Annotated in this window: 1 protein-coding gene; it reads left to right on the top strand. The window is 34.1% G+C overall.

Going from position 1 to position 545, the window contains the following annotated elements; all coding sequences use genetic code 11:
- On the top strand, positions 1–545 hold a 545-nt coding region (locus tag AB1349_13725), incomplete at both ends, for a response regulator (protein ID MEW6558385.1).

Genomic DNA, 545 nt, shown 5'->3' with positions numbered 1-545 from the left:
GTGAACACCGCAACTAACGGAAAAAATGCACTGGAAATCTTGAGAGAATTGAATATTGACGTTGTAATTACTGACCTTAATATGCCTGTTATGGGAGGTAACGATTTATTAAACGTTATAAAAAACGATTATCCCTCAACTGAAATTATTATAATTACTGCAATGCCAACTGTTGATTCGGTAATAAATATTCTTAAAAGCGGTGCATCCGATTATATAGTGAAGCCAATCAATTTTGATTTACTTTTGACAAATCTTAAAAAAATATTTGACAAAAAGGAACTTCTTTCAAAGTTAAATACAGAAAAAGTATTAAAAGAAAAAATCTCATCTTTGCTTGATGATTATCAGGATTTATTTATTTCAACAATAAAGTCACTCTCAGAAGCCATAGAAGCCAAGGACATACACACCCAGGGACATTGCGAGAGAATCAGCAATAATTCAATCGCTATTGCAAAAAAATTATCCCTGCACTTTGACGAAATCAGGGACATTCAATTTGCAGCCCTGCTTCACGATGTCGGCAAAATCGCCATCCCGGA

The organism is Elusimicrobiota bacterium (assembly GCA_040757695.1).
Lineage (GTDB): Bacteria > Elusimicrobiota > UBA8919 > UBA8919 > UBA8919 > JBFLWK01.
This window is presented reverse-complemented; position numbering and strand designations above follow the sequence as displayed.